At 62.7% G+C, this 13,182-nt stretch carries 9 protein-coding genes; 8 read left to right on the top strand and 1 reads right to left on the bottom strand.

Annotated elements, in window-relative coordinates; all coding sequences use genetic code 11:
* Positions 1 to 60 precede the first annotated feature (60 nt).
* The 8 genes from I2H81_RS00045 to I2H81_RS00010 all read left to right on the top strand — a co-directional run bounded on the left by I2H81_RS00045 (position 61) and on the right by I2H81_RS00010 (position 10,814).
* The gene (locus I2H81_RS00045) at positions 61 to 1,677 is read left to right on the top strand and encodes a PTS transporter subunit EIIC (protein WP_117817223.1); all 1,617 of its coding nucleotides are present in this window, start codon (positions 61 to 63) and stop codon (positions 1,675 to 1,677) included.
* Between the two features lie 3 nt (positions 1,678 to 1,680).
* A complete protein-coding gene (locus I2H81_RS00040; protein ID WP_195644009.1) occupies positions 1,681 to 3,063 on the top strand; it encodes a 6-phospho-alpha-glucosidase in 1,383 nt (460 codons plus the stop codon).
* Positions 3,064 to 3,319: 256 nt separating this feature from the next.
* A complete protein-coding gene (locus tag I2H81_RS00035; RefSeq protein ID WP_195644008.1) occupies positions 3,320 to 5,152 on the top strand; it encodes an NAD(P)-binding protein in 1,833 nt (610 codons plus the stop codon).
* Positions 5,146 to 6,957: a [FeFe] hydrogenase, group A gene (locus I2H81_RS00030; RefSeq protein ID WP_229107980.1), complete on the top strand. Its 1,812-nt coding sequence runs from the start codon at positions 5,146 to 5,148 to the stop codon at positions 6,955 to 6,957. Before I2H81_RS00035 ends, I2H81_RS00030 begins: the two co-directional genes overlap by 7 nt.
* Positions 6,958 to 6,959: 2 nt before the next feature.
* Positions 6,960 to 8,015 carry an ABC transporter substrate-binding protein gene (locus I2H81_RS00025; protein WP_195644006.1) on the top strand — a complete coding sequence of 352 codons (1,056 nt, stop codon included), beginning with the start codon at positions 6,960 to 6,962 and terminating at the stop codon, positions 8,013 to 8,015.
* Positions 8,016 to 8,018: 3 nt separating this feature from the next.
* Positions 8,019 to 9,395 (top strand): ATP-binding cassette domain-containing protein, encoded by a 1,377-nt coding sequence (locus I2H81_RS00020; protein WP_195644003.1) that lies wholly within the window; start codon positions 8,019 to 8,021, stop codon positions 9,393 to 9,395.
* Between the two features lie 215 nt (positions 9,396 to 9,610).
* Positions 9,611 to 9,814: a type II toxin-antitoxin system RelB/DinJ family antitoxin gene (locus I2H81_RS00015; protein WP_117637355.1), complete on the top strand. Its 204-nt coding sequence runs from the start codon at positions 9,611 to 9,613 to the stop codon at positions 9,812 to 9,814.
* A gap of 64 nt (positions 9,815 to 9,878) precedes the next feature.
* Entirely contained in the window at positions 9,879 to 10,814 is a 936-nt protein-coding gene (locus I2H81_RS00010) for a CPBP family intramembrane glutamic endopeptidase (RefSeq protein ID WP_195643998.1), read from the top strand.
* On the opposite strand, the gene I2H81_RS00005 is transcribed toward I2H81_RS00010, so the two are convergent.
* The gene (locus I2H81_RS00005) at positions 10,811 to 12,952 is read right to left on the bottom strand and encodes a YgiQ family radical SAM protein (protein ID WP_271817461.1); all 2,142 of its coding nucleotides are present in this window, start codon (positions 12,950 to 12,952) and stop codon (positions 10,811 to 10,813) included. The genes I2H81_RS00010 and I2H81_RS00005 overlap by 4 nt on opposite strands.
* Between the last annotated feature and the right edge of the window lie 230 nt (positions 12,953 to 13,182).

Genomic DNA, 13,182 nt, shown 5'->3' with positions numbered 1-13,182 from the left:
TTACGGTCTTGTCCAGGGCACATCTGTCTTAATTTGCGGAAAAGGAAGGGGAGTACCGCTATGACCGCAAAAAAGAAGTTCAATTTCAAAGCGCCGTTGGAGGTGTTCGCGAAGTCAATCGTCCAGCCGATGATGTATCTCTCGGTTGCCGGCATTCTGCTCATCGTGGGCATCATTCTAACCAACAAGACCATCTGCGCCGTGATCCCTGTGCTGGGCTCCGGTCCGTTCCAGCTCGTGGGCGCCGTTGTTTATCAGTCGCTGATGTTTATCATCAACAACCTCTCGATTCTGTTCTGCGTGGGCATCGCCGGCGCCATGGCAAAGAAGAACAAGGGCCATGCTTCGCTGATCGCTTTGATGTCGTTCTTCCTGTTCCTGCAGGCTAACAACATCGTGCTCAACGCCACTGGCTCTCTTGCCGAAGCGAGCGGCATGCTCGGTCTTACCGGAACCGGCCAGAGCACCGTTATGGGCATTCAGGTGCTCGATACCGGCGTGTTTGGCGGCATCATTCTTGGTTGCATCACCGGTGCCGTGTTCAACAAGTACTCGAACAAGCAGTTCCCCATTGCCCTTTCGATGTTCTCGGGCGTTCGCTTCCCGTTCCTGATCATGATCATCATTTCCTGGATCATGGGCGCTGGCTTCTGCATCGTTTGGCCTCCGGTTCAGGGTGCCATCTCCTCCGTTGCCGGCATCATTAAGGAGTCGGGCAACATCGGTCTGTTCATCTACGGCATGCTCAACAAGCTGCTCGTTCCCACCGGTCTGCACCACCTCATCTACACCCCGTTCCAGTTCTCCGATGTGGGTGGCACCCTGACGCTGGGCGATCAGGTTATCGCCGGCGCCTATCCCATCCGTGTCGCCGAGATGGCAATGACGGGCCAGCCCTTCTCCGATAGCACCTACTTCAACAGCTACACCTTCAACAACCTGTGGCCCTACATCGGTATCGGTCTCGCCTTTATCTTCACCGCTTACAAGGGGAACAAGGATAAGACCAAGGCCGTTATCATCCCGCTGATCATCACCGCCGTGCTCTCCTGTGTCACCGAGCCCATGGACTTCCTCTTTGTCTTTGCCGCTCCCGTTCTCTTTGTCGTTCACTCGGTTCTTTCCGGTATCTTCCTGGTTCTGCTCAAGGTCCTCTCCGTGCCCGCTTCGACTGCAGGCGGCATCATCAACATCGTGGTTTCCAACCTGGTCCTCGGTGTCGACAAGACCAACTGGCCGGTTATGCTGGTGCTTGGAGTCGTCAACGCCGCGCTGTACTTCTTCCTCTTCACCTTCCTTATTAAGAAGCTCAACCTCCACACGCCTGGTCGCGAGGAGGAGTCCGAGCTCGCCGAGTCCGTTGCCGAGGGCGAGGCCGCCGCGTCTGTCGCGGTGAAGCAGGGCGCTGTTGCCGCAGCTCCCGCAGAGGGCGTCGATGCAGGTATTGCCGACCTGGTCGCAGGTCTTGGCGGCAAGGACAACATCGAGGAGCTCGAGAACTGCTTTACGCGTCTTCGCGTGAACGTTAAGAACCCGGATCTCATCGATGAGAACCTCATCAACCACGTGCCCAACAGCGGCATCAACCGCAACGGTAACAATATCCAGATCATCTTTGGCATGAAGGTCGCCGAGATGCGCGACAAGGTCGAAAACGCAATTGAGAAGGAGCAGTAAACAATGATCATTACTCTGTGCGGTGGCGGATCCACCTTTACCCCCGGCATCGTCAAGTCCATCGCCCTGCGCAAGGACGAGCTCGACGTTGACGAGATTCGTCTGTACGACATCAACGAGGAGCGCCAGCGCAAGATCGGCGTGCTCGTGGACTGGATTTTGCACGAGGACCTTGGCCTGGACATCAAGCTTACGGTGACCACCGACAAAAAGACGGCTTTTACCGACGCGAGCTTCGTGTTTGCCCAGATGCGCGTGGGCGGCTACGCCATGCGCGAGCAGGACGAGAAGATTCCGCTGCGTCACGGCTGCGTTGGTCAGGAGACCTGCGGTTGCGGCGGCCTTGCCTACGGCATGCGCACCATCTTCCCCATGGTCGAGCTGATCGATGACGTTGAGAAGTACGCCAAGAAGGACTACTGGATTCTCAACTACTCCAACCCTGCTGCCATCGTGTCCGAGGGCTGCCGTGTGCTGCGTCCCAACGCTCGCATCATCAACATCTGCGACATGCCGATCGCGATCATCGACGTGGTTTGCGCCGCACTCGATATCGACAAGAAGGATGTCGAGTACGATTACTTTGGCCTCAACCACTTTGGCTGGTTCACCTCGATTCGCCACAAGGGCGAGGAGGTGCTCCCGCAGCTGCGCGAGTACATCAAGGAGCACGAGATTCTGCTGCCCGATTCGTACCTCAAGGGCATGGGCTCGCTGATGTCCAAGAAGCCCGAGGAGGCCACTGACGAGCACCCCGAGCAGAACCGCCACACCAAGGGCAGCTGGTACTACGTCTGGAAGGGCGAGTACGAGATCATGGAGTGCTTCCCGGAGTACCTGCCTAACACGTATCTGAACTACTACCTGCAGCAGAAGGAGTTCGTCGAGCATTCCAACCCCGAGCGCACCCGAGCTAACGAGGTTGAGGAGACGCGCGAGAAGAACCTCTTCGACGGCATCGACCACTACGAGAAGACGGGCGAGATCGACGAGAGCACGTTCTACGCGGGCAGCCACGGCGACTGGATTGCCGATCTGGCTATCGCTCTGAAGAACGACACCAAGCAGCGCTTCCTGGTCATTTGCGAGAACAAGGGCGCTATCCCCAACATGCCCTACGACGCTATGGTCGAGCTGCCTGCCTACATTGGCAAGAATGGCCCCGAGGTCATCAGCCGCGACAACATTCCTCTGTTCCAGCAGGGCCTCATGATGCAGCAGCTGAACTCCGAGAAGCTCGTGGTCGAGGCTACGATCGAGGGTTCTTACGAGAAGGCGCTCAAGGCCTTTACGCTGAACAAGACCGTGCCGTCGATGAAGGTCGCCAAGGAGGTTCTCGACGACATGATCGAGGCCAACAAGGGTTACTGGCCCGAGCTTAAGTAAAAGCAACAGGGTCGCTGGCCGCATACCTGGAGCAATGCCCCGTCCACGTGATTGCGTGGGCGGGGCATTGTCATTTGGTAACGCGTTTTATCAAATATGGCATTTATCTGCGGTAATGTTCTATTTCACCGCCGAGGGTGACATTTCATACCGCCTGCCGAACTGCGTGGAGACCTAACAACTTTTTAGGTCAGTGTTGTGCGTGTAGCAACTTCGCTCGGTTTCGCCTCCGGGCTGCCATGTGAGAGGGGATCTTATGGCTCGACTGCACGTAATGGAACGCAGCCACGCTCAGGCCGTCATGGACGACCTGCACGATGCGCTCGGACGCCGTCTGGCGGTGAGTTCGCTCGCCCCGTGTCCCGTTGAGTTTACGGCAGCGCTCGTTAACCTGTGCTCCACCCAGAGCTGCGGCAAGTGCACACCCTGCCGTGTGGGCCTGAGCGCGCTGAGCGACTTGCTCGCCGATGTGCTCGAAGGGCGCGCCGATGAGTCCACGCTCAACCTGATTGAGCGCACGGCCTGCACCATCTACCTTTCGAGCGACTGCGCCATCGGCTACGAAGCCGGCGCCATGGCACTCACGGCCATTCGCGGCTTCCGTGACGATTTTGAGCATCACATCCGCGAGCACTCCTGCGGCTTTGACCGCGAGGCCCGCGTCCCGTGCGTCTCGGGCTGCCCGGCGCACGTCGACATTCCCGGTTACATCTCGCTCGTCGAGGCAGGCCGGTATGCCGACGCCGTCAAGGTCATCCGCAAGAACAACCCACTGCCGCTCGTCTGCGGCTTGGTGTGCGAGCATCCCTGCGAGATGCATTGCCGCCGCGGCATGGTCGACGATCCCATGAACATCCTCGCCCTCAAGCGTTTTGCCGTTGAGCACAGCGACCTCAACGACCACAAGCCGCATGTAGTGGACGACACCGGTAAGCGCGTCGCCGTGATCGGCGGCGGCCCGGCCGGCCTTTCCTGTGCCTACTACCTGGCCGTGATGGGTCATAAGGTGACCATCTTTGAGCAGCGTCACCACCTGGGCGGCATGCTGCGCTACGGCATTCCCAGCTACCGTCTGCCGCGCGAGCGCCTGCAGGCCGAGATCGACTGGATCTTGAGCGCCGGCATCGACGTTGAGCTCGATCACTCCGTCAACGGCGAGGAACTTGCCCGCCTGCGCGACGAGTTCGATGCCGTCTACCTGGCCATTGGCGCCCACAGCGATAAGAAGCTCGGCCTTCCGGGCGAGGAAGCGCTCGGCGTGGAGTCGGCCGTCAAGATGCTGTGCGCCATCGGCGACGACGAGCTGCCCGACCTGAGCGGCCAGCGCGTGTGCGTCATCGGCGGCGGCAACGTGGCCATGGACGTGGCGCGCTCCGCCGTGCGCTGCGGTGCCGAAAAGGTGAGCATCGTCTACCGCCGTCGCATCTGCGACATGACGGCCCAGGATGCCGAGATCGCCGGCGCCCAGGCCGAGGGCTGCGAGGTACTGGAGTTGACCGCCCCGCTCGCTATCGAGACGGGCGAGGAAGGTCGCGTGAGTGGCCTGCGCGTGCAGCCGCAGATCATCGGCGAGCCCCGTCGTGGGCGTCCGGCCCCGCGTGCCGCCGCCACGCCCGAGCGCGTCATTCCCTGCGAGCGCGTGTTTGTGGCCATTGGCCAGGACATCGATTCCAAGCCGTTTGAGGACATGGGCATCGCCTGCAAGTGGGGTCGCGTCGTCACCGATTCGGATGGCGCCGTGCCTAACTTCGATGGCCTCTTTAGCGGCGGTGACTGCCAGACCGGCCCCGCCACCGTCATCCGTGCCATCAACGCCGGCCGCGTTGCTTCGGCAAATATCGACCGCTATCTGGGCTTTGACCACAAGATCAAGCTCGACGTTGAGCTGCCGACCGTGCAGTTTAAGGGCAAGCACGAGTGCGGCCGCTGCGAGCTGGGCGAGCGCGAAGCCGGCGAGCGCATCCACGATTGGAATCTGGTCGAGCAGGGCCTTACCGAGGAGGAGGCACGCCAGGAGGCAAGCCGCTGCCTGCGTTGCGACCACTTTGGCTTTGGCGCGTTCCGCGGAGGGAGGAACCTGGAATGGTAGAGCCCAACAAAACCACTGTCAGCGACAACACCGAAAGCGGAGCACTCAACATGGTCAAGCTCACGATCGATAATTGCGAGGTCGTGGTGCCCGAGCACACCACGATCCTGGATGCGGCCAAGTCCGTCGGCATCCAGATTCCCACCCTGTGCTACCTGCGCGATCTGAACGAGATCGGCGGTTGCCGCGTGTGCGTGGTCGAGGTCGAGGGCTGCGACCAGCTGGTTGCCGCCTGCAACAACTACGTGCTCGACGGCATGGTGGTCCACACCAACAGCCCCAAGGCCCGCGAGGCGCGTCGCACCAACGTGCAGCTGCTGCTGTCCCAGCACGACTCGCGCTGTACGAGCTGCGTGCGCAGTGGTAACTGCAACCTGCAGACCATCGCCAACGACCTGGGTATCTTCTATCTGCCGTACGAGCAGCACCTGGCGCGCGAGGGCTGGGACTTCGATTTCCCCATCATCCGCGAAAACGACAAGTGCATTAAATGCATGCGCTGCATCAAGGTGTGCGAGAGCGTGCAGGGACTAGGGATTTGGGACCTGACCAACCGCGCCACGCATACCGCCGTGGGTACCCGCGGGCGCGCGCCGATCGGCAAGACCGATTGCGTCGCGTGCGGCCAGTGCATTACACATTGCCCGACGGGCGCACTGCGCGAGCGCGACGATACCGAGACCGTGTTCGACGCCATCGCCGATCCCGACAAGATCGTGCTGGTGCAGATCGCGCCGGCCGTGCGTAGCGCTTGGGGCGAGGAACTCGGCATGTCTCGCGAGGAAGCCACCGTTGAGCGCTTGGCTTGCGCGCTGCGCCGCGTGGGCTTTGAGTACGTGTTCGATACCGATTTCTCGGCCGACCTCACCATTATGGAGGAGGGCTCCGAGCTGCTCGAGCGCCTGGGCGCCGCCGCCAAGGGCGAAGGTGACAGCCGCGGCTGGCCCATGTTTACGAGCTGCTGCCCGGGTTGGGTTCGCTTTGTGAAGGCGCGTTATCCGGAGTTTGTCGACAGCCTGTCCACGTCAAGGTCGCCGCAGCAGATGTTCGGCGCCATCGCCAAGACGTACTACGCCAAGGTGCTGGGCGTGGAGCCCGAGCGCCTGTTCGTGGTGTCCGTGATGCCGTGCACGGCCAAGAAGGCCGAGTGCGCGCTGCCGAGCATGATGGGCGAGGGCGGCGCGCCCGACGTGGACGTTGCGCTGACGGTGCGCGAGATGGTGCGCATGATTCGCGCGAGCCACGTGAGCGTCGACACGCTTACCGAGGAGCCGCTCGATACGCCGCTGGGCTTCGGCACGGGCGCGGGCGTGATCTTTGGCGCCACGGGAGGCGTGATGGAGGCTGCCGTGCGCTCGGCCTATTACCTGGTGACGGGCAAGAACCCCGATGCGGATTTCTTTACCGACGTGCGTGGCCTGAATGGCTGGAAGGAGGCCGTGGCCGATATCGATGGCACCAAGGTGCGCGTCGCCGTGGCGCACGGGCTGGGCAACGCTGCCCGTCTGCTCGATGCGATTCGCGACGGCCGTGCGAGCTATGACTTCGTCGAGGTCATGGCGTGCCCGGGCGGCTGCGTCGGTGGCGGCGGTCAGTCCATCCACGACGGCTGCGAGCTGGCGGCCGAGCGCGGCCAGGTGCTGTGGGGCCTGGATGCCGCTGCGGACATTCGCTTCTCGCACGAGAACCCCGATGTTCAGGCGTGCTACCGCGAGTTTTTAGGCGCGCCGCTCTCGCCGCTGGCTGAGGAGTTGCTGCATACCGACCATCACGCCTGGTCGATGCCTAACGAGGGGGCGTGCTAGCGATGCGCGCGTTTAATGTTGAGATGTCGCGCCGGGGGTTTGCCTCGGCGCTCGCCGCGGGTGCGTTGTCGCTTGCGCTGGTTGGCTGTGGTGGCGGGGCTGCATGTGCCGGGTTCGACGCGGGCTCGACTGCCGCGGACGGCGCCGGTGCTGCTGCAGAGCCGGTCGAGGTGCACGTCGCCTCGCTCAAGGGGCCGACCTCGATTGGCCTGGTGCAGTTTATGGACCAGGCGGCCGATGGCGAGACGGACAATGAGTTCGACTTTGCGATCAACACTGCCGCCGACGAGATCGTGCCCAAGGTCATTCAGGGCGATATCGACATTGCCCTGGTGCCAGCCAACGTGGCGAGCGCGCTCTACAACAAGACCGAGGGCGCGGTGCAGGTCATCGACATCAACACGCTGGGCGTGCTGAACGTTGTGACGGGCGATGCGAGTGTGGCCTCGTTTGGCGACCTGGCGGGTCGCACCGTCTACATGACGGGCAAGGGCACGACGCCGGAGTACGTCATGAACTACCTGCTGGAGCGCGCGGGCCTGACCGGCCAGGTGACGCTCGAGTTTAAGAGCGAGCCCACCGAGGTGCTGTCGGCGTTGCTTGCCGATCCGTCTGCCGTGGGCGTGCTGCCGGAGCCGTTCAAGACCGCTGCTATCGCCAAGAGCGAGGGCAAGCTGTCGGCACCGGTGAGCCTGACCGATGTGTGGGACGAGCTGGCAGGAGACACGGGCTCGCGCTTGCTGACGGGTGTGACCGTGGTGCGCCGCGCGTTTGCCGAGGAACATCCCGAGGCCGTGGCGGAATTCCTGAGCTGCCATGAGGCGAGCGTGAAGGCTGTCAATGCGGCGCCGTCAGACTGGGCGCAGGCCGTGGTCGATGCGGGCATCGTGGATAACGCCACGATTGCCGAAAAGGCGATTCCCGGGTGCATGCTCGTGTGTCAGACGGGCAAGGATATGAAGGCGGCACTTAGCGGGTATCTGCAGGTGCTGTCCGACGCGGACGCGAGTGCCGTGGGTGGTAAACTTCCGGCTGACGATTTCTACTACTTGGAGTAGCCCGTGCGTGCGTTTGCTCGACAAATGACGGAGCGTATGAAGGCGGTGGCGGCAGCAGGTGCCGTCGCCGCCTTTTGGCTTGCCGTGTGGATGCTGGTGGCGGCGCTGGTGGCGCAGCCGCTGATTTTGCCGGGGCCGGGCGCTGTTGCAGTGGCGTTGCTGCGGCTGGCATGCGATGCCGGCACGTGGGCGATTCTGGCGGGCTCGGGTGTGCGGATTCTGGGCGGGCTGGCGCTTGCCGCGGTATGCGGCGGCGTGCTCGCCGGAGTCTCGTCGCACTCGCGGACGTTTGCCCACCTGGTGGCGCCGGCGCTTTCGTTTGTTAAGGCGACGCCGGTTGCCTGCGTAGTGGTCCTGCTGCTCATTTGGCTGGGGTCGGCGTGCGTGAGCATTGCGGCGGTCTTTTTGATGGCGCTGCCGGGCGTGTATTTCTCACTGGTCGAAGGCTTGTCGCAGGTGGATAAGCCACTGGAGCAGATGTTTCGTCTGCATGGCGTGCGGGGCTGGCGACTGTTTTGCGCCCACACCTGGCGCGAAGTCCTGCCGTTTGTGCTTTCGTGTGCGCGTGCCGTGATCGGCATGAGCTGGAAGGCCGGTGTGGCAGCCGAGCTGATCGGCATGGCGGTGGGCACCGTGGGTGAGCGCATCTATCAGGCGAAGCTTTTGATTGAGACGGCCGACCTGCTGGCTTGGACCGTGCTGGTCGTTGCCGCCTCGTGGGCGTGTGAGCGCGTGCTGGTGTGGCTGCTGCGGGTTTCGGGGCCCGTGGCGTGGGGTGCGGCCGTGCGGGCGCATGGGCATGGGCTGCGCGGGCGTGCGAGGGCTGCGGGCGATGGCGCTGCGGCGGAGCTTGCGCTTGCCGTGGGCGATCGCGCGCCCTGGGCGCCGGCGCTCGACGGACTGGTGCTCAACGTGCCCGCGGGTGGGCGTATCTGTGTGATGGGCGCCTCGGGTGCGGGTAAGTCGACGCTCCTTGCCCTTGCGGCAGGGGAGTGCGCACCGTGCTCGATGGTGTTTCAGGATGCACGCTTGGTCGAGTCCGCCTCGGCGCTGGATAACGTGCTGGTGTGCGCCGATGCACGCGTGGACGCCTCGAGTGCTGCGGCCCTGTTGCGCTTGCTGGTGCCGGGGGTCGATGTGCATGCTCGCGTGGCCGAGCTTTCGGGCGGGCAGCGCCGTCGCGTCGAGATCACTCGAGCCCTGCTGTGCCCGGGCGGCGCGGTGATTCTTGACGAGCCCTTTACCGGCTTGGATGCCGCCGCGCGCGATGTGACGGCCGACGCTGTGCTCGACTTGCTCGACGGCCGCATGCTCCTGCTTGCCACGCACGACACCGCCGATGCTCAGGCCCTCGATATCTCGGATATCATCACGCTCTAAATACTAACTCAGCAACAAAATGATCCGTTTTCCTCCGTCCCCATGGGGTCGGGTGTGGTATTCTATCTGCGGGGTAATACTTAGGGTTACCAAGTAATACCAACGCAGCAGAAACAAACTCCGGATGCGGGCCAACCGGGTTGCCTTCACAGCCCGTCGCCCAGCCGCGTGGCCCGCATCTATCCGCACCACCGTCGTTTCAAAAAGGAAGCGCCATGGCAGAACACATGACCCCGGTTGTCGCGAAGGTCTTGCCCGAGGAAAAGGCGGCCTTCGCGGCGGCAACCCAGCTCGTGGGCACCACGCCGTCCAACGCCATCCGCATGTTTATCGCCGCGTTCAATCGCTGCGGCACCTTCCCGTTCGACATCTCGCCCAACGGGGCCTTTGGCATTTCGCCCGATTCTCATCAACAATGACTGTCCCAAACTGCCGGCACTTAGGGACGTTCCTTTTCTGCCGGCAGTTAAGGAACGTCCCTAAGTGCCGGGTTTTGAGGAGGTTGGCATGCTCAATGCGCTGGTTTGGGCGCTTGCCTGTTTTGGTGTCGTCGCTGCCGATATTGCCCTGAGCATTGTTTTGTTCTCCGCGCTGGACATCGTGTCGGCACTGACGGGTTTCCCGATCGACAATCTCGATATTCAATGGTTTCAGGCCTCCGCTCAGACGGCGTCGTTTTTGATGGCGCTGCTGTGGTGGCGCTATCTGTGGCCCCGCTCCTTCATGGCGCGCCGGCAAGGTGAACGCCCGCTCGGCGGGGGAGCAAATGCTGCATGGAAGCGCATCGCATGCGTTGTCGTGATCGGCCTATCCATACAGGTGGTCATTAGCTACCTATGCGACGGCGTGCTGTCGCTGCTGCCCGAGGTTGCGGCGGACTATAGCGAGCTCGTCGAGGAAACAGGCTTGGGCGATACCAACCTTCTTGCCGTCCTGACCACGGTGCTCGGCGCTCCGTTTTGCGAGGAGTTGCTGGTGCGCGGCATCATTTTTGAGTTTTCGCTCCGAGCGTTTAACCCGCAGTGCCGCCCACTTTGGAAGCGCCGGCGTCGTGCGAGCGCGCAAGACAGCGCCATAGTGCCTTGGGCGGCACCAAGCACGTGGGGTATCGCCGCGGCGATTGTGCTGCAGGCGGCGATCTTCGGTTTTATGCACATGAACTGGGTGCAGGGCTGCTATGCAGGTGCCGCCGGCCTCATCTTTGGTTGGGTGCTCGTTACCACCGGAAAGCTCCGCTACACGATCCTGCTGCACTTTGCCTTTAACGCCGGGTCGTACCTGATGGGTCTGTTGTGGTTTGTGAACACACCGCTCGACGTGATAATCACGGTCGCTATCGCCGGCGTCATCCTCGTTGAGGCTATGCGCTCGCTGCGCCACGCGTGTGGGATGGGCGCAGCGAGCGCGCCGCTGCCCTAGTTGCGACGCCCGCCTCCGTTGGCGCCCTGACGCCCCTGGGCCGCGCGATTACGCCCGGCAGTGTTCTGTGCACGCGACATGCCGCCGTGCCCCTTGCTGCCTTTGGGTCCCTTGCCGCCAGCACCACCGTGCGGTTTGCCGCCCTTCTTGCCGGTGCCGTGTCCGCCGCTGGCCGATGTCTCGCCTGGGCGCGGCGGCACGGGGCGAATCAGGCAATGCTTGGTGTAGCCGATCAGGTCACGACGCCCGGCTTTTTCCAGCGCCTCGCGCACCAGCTTGTAGTTCTCGGGTTTGCGATACTGGATGAGCGCGCGTTGCATGGCCTTCTCGTGCGGGTCGCGAGCTACATAGATCGGCTCCATGGTGCGTGGGTCCACGCCGGTGTAGTACATGCACGTCGACATGGTGGACGGTGTGGGGTAGAAGTCCTGCACCTGCTCGGGCATGTAGCCCATGTCGCGCACGGCCTCGGCAAGGTCTACGGCTTCCTTCATCGTCGAGCCGGGGTGGCTCGAGATTAGGTATGGCACCACGTACTGCTTGAGTCCGTATTCGCGGTTCAGGCGTTCAAATTTACGGCAGAACGCGTCGTAGACGGCGCGGCTCGGCTTGCCCATCACAGAGAGCACCGCGTCGCTCACATGCTCGGGCGCTACGCGCAGCTGGCCCGAGACATGGTGTTCCAGCAGCTCGCGCAAAAACTCGTCCGAGGCATCTGCCATGGTGTAGTCAAAACGGATGCCGCTGCGGACGAAGACCTTTTTGACGCCCGGCAGCTGGCGCAGGTCGCGCAGCAGCTGCGTGTAGCCGCTCTCGTCGACCACCATGTTCTTGCACACGCTCGGCCATAGGCAGCGCTTGTTCTTGCACACGCCGTGCTTGAGCTGCTTGTCGCAGGCAGGGCGGCTAAAGTTGGCCGTCGGTCCGCCCACGTCGTTGATGTAGCCCTTAAACTCGGGATCGCGCGTGAGCAGCTCGGCCTCGCGCATGATCGAGTCGTGGCTGCGCATCTGCAACACGCGGCCCTGGTGGAAGGTGAGGGCGCAAAACGAGCACTCGCCAAAACAGCCGCGGTTGGAGCTAATGGAAAACTTGATCTCGGCAAAGGCCGGTACGCCGCCTGCCGCGTCGTAGTCGGGATGCCAATCGCGTGCGTAGGGGAGTTCGGCCACCTCGTCCATCTCGTCTGTGGTGAGTGTTGCCGACGGCGGGTTCTGCACCACATAGACGCTGTTGGGGTAGGGCTCTACCAGACGATGCCCGGTGATGGGGTCCATGTTCTGCTGCTGCACATTAAAGCTGCGCGCGTAGTTGAGCTTGTCAGCGGCAAGGTCGTCCCAGCTGGGCAGCAGGTCGTAGTCGTAGACCTCGTCGAGCGAACCCGTGCGGTAGACGGTACCGTTGACGTAGGTGATCTGATCGACAGGCAGTCCGGCATCGAGCGCGTCGGCGATCTCGACGATCGCATGCTCGCCCATGCCGTAGATGAGGATGTCGGCGCCCGAGTCGAGCAGTACCGAGCGCTTGAGCTTGTCCTGCCAGTAGTCGTAGTGGGCCAGGCGGCGCAGGCTTGCCTCGATGCCGCCGATGATGATGGGAGCGTCCTTGAACGTCTGGCGGATGAGGTTGCCGTAGACCGTGACGGCTCGGTTGGGACGGCGCCCCTCCTCGCCGCCGGGGGTATAGGCATCGGTGTGGCGGCGGTGCTTGGTCACCGAATAGTGGTTGACCATGGAGTCCATGTTGCCGGCGCTGACGAGAAAGCCCAGGCGCGGCTCGCCGAGCACGGTGATACTGGCGGGGTCGGTCCAGTCGGGCTGGCAGATGATACCCACCTTGTAGCCATGCGCATCGAGCACGCGGCTGATGATGGCCATGCCAAAGCTCGGATGGTCCACGTAGGCATCGCCGCAGATGTAGACAAAGTCGCACTGGTCCCAGCCACGCGCATCCATGTCGGCGCGGCCGACGGGGAGGAACTTGTCGCGGCCCGGTCGCCAGGGGCGGGCGGGCGTCGCTTGGGAATGCTTGGTGCGGGCGACCGTGGCCTGCGCCTTGCCGCCGCGCTTTTGCTGCTGGCCCTGTTTGCCCTGCTGACTGCGCTGGTTGTTCTGAGCGTGCTGAGGCTTTTTTGCCACGATCCCTCCCGGTGTTTGTATGCTGCACGTAATTGTAACCAGTCTTTTTGGGACGTGTCTCTATAGTTTTGTCAACCGCGTGCTTCGCGCCATTTCGGCATGACGCATCCGGGCGCCTGGCGCCCCCGCTTCCTCTTCGGTTGATTCCGCCGCCCGCTAGGCCGCGTACGGGACGGCGTCGCGCATGATCGCGTAGATGACCTTGAGCCTCTTCCTCGCGACCGCCTTCA

It is taken from the genome of Collinsella aerofaciens (assembly GCF_015561195.1).
Classification (GTDB): Bacteria; Actinomycetota; Coriobacteriia; order Coriobacteriales; family Coriobacteriaceae; genus Collinsella; species Collinsella aerofaciens_AC.
The sequence above is the reverse complement of the archived record's forward strand: the minus strand, read 5'-3'. Positions and strand labels throughout refer to the sequence as shown.

Bases quoted from the DNA above. Each gene is read 5' to 3' on its own strand.
- I2H81_RS00015 (WP_117637355.1), top strand. From the start codon at position 9,611: ATGGCAGAACACATGACCCCGGTTGTCGCGAAGGTCTTGCCCGAGGAA.
- I2H81_RS00030 (WP_229107980.1), top strand. From the start codon at position 5,146: ATGGTAGAGCCCAACAAAACCACTGTCAGCGACAACACCGAAAGCGGA.
- I2H81_RS00045 (WP_117817223.1), top strand. From the start codon at position 61: ATGACCGCAAAAAAGAAGTTCAATTTCAAAGCGCCGTTGGAGGTGTTC.
- I2H81_RS00035 (WP_195644008.1), top strand. From the start codon at position 3,320: ATGGCTCGACTGCACGTAATGGAACGCAGCCACGCTCAGGCCGTCATG.
- I2H81_RS00025 (WP_195644006.1), top strand. From the start codon at position 6,960: ATGCGCGCGTTTAATGTTGAGATGTCGCGCCGGGGGTTTGCCTCGGCG.
- I2H81_RS00040 (WP_195644009.1), top strand. From the start codon at position 1,681: ATGATCATTACTCTGTGCGGTGGCGGATCCACCTTTACCCCCGGCATC.